Origin of the sequence: Aliivibrio sp. S3MY1 (assembly GCF_028765575.1) — a bacterium.
Lineage (GTDB): Bacteria > Pseudomonadota > Gammaproteobacteria > Enterobacterales > Vibrionaceae > Aliivibrio.
The window spans coordinates 1-775 of the sequence record NZ_JARACO010000097.1 but is presented as its reverse complement, the minus strand read 5'-3'; the positions used below and the strand labels follow the sequence as shown (position 1 = coordinate 775).

Genomic DNA, 775 nt, shown 5'->3' with positions numbered 1-775 from the left:
ATAACGCCTGCATAACACGTTTGCTACTATGCAGACCTGTTGAATTTTAACGCCTTAATCACTGAAACTAAAGGCAAACTGACAACGCCGAATGTAGCAAATCGTGTTGATGCATTTGTTATATTTTTATTGCTGATACTCACATTCACTTTGAGCTACTTGTTATTTTTATATATTTTCGCCATAAATTTCTGCGCATTGAAAACGAGGTTTTCACTTTGATCGCTTTACCTACACTAGTATCAATGTATAAATTAAAAGTTGAGATCCTAAGGAGAGCAACCCATTTATTTGTAGAGCAAAATAAAAAATCATCATTATCTTTAATTGTTTCAAAAAAATCACTAAGGAAAAAGAATTGCGCTTGCTTTCCATCAGTTAATTCAATTGGCAATCTTGAACAATATGCAGAAATCACAGGTTCAGTATGTCCATAAGTAACAATTTTATTCTTTTTAGTAAAAGGAAACTGTAATAATTTCCAATGATAATTAGTAATGGTGACACTTCGATGCCCCACATTCACACAAGTTAATGCGTAATTCCAAGTATCAAGGACGTTAGGGTTATTACTCGACATCAACGAATTGCAAAATACAGCATTTAAGCAAATCCTTCTATCTTTGAATGACAACCATAATGCTATGCCAGATACACATATAGTACCAAAAGCTGAAAGCCATGCAGCAAAACCATTTACACATTCCCAAGTAGTGCAAGCACTTAAATCAGACCAAAAAGTCATACGTAGAATTTCCCTTTAAAATATAACGCC

1 protein-coding gene is annotated in these 775 nt (G+C 33.7%); it reads right to left on the bottom strand.

Translation table 11 applies throughout. The annotated features are described in order from the left end of the window. Window positions 1–145: 145 nt before the first annotated feature. Entirely contained in the window at window positions 146–745 is a 600-nt protein-coding gene (locus PVK62_RS17400; RefSeq protein WP_274445637.1) for a hypothetical protein, read from the bottom strand. Window positions 746–775: the final 30 nt, after the last annotated feature.

Excerpts from the sequence above, each read along its gene's own strand:
- PVK62_RS17400 (WP_274445637.1), bottom strand. The coding sequence starts at position 745 with ATGACTTTTTGGTCTGATTTAAGTGCTTGCACTACTTGGGAATGTGTA.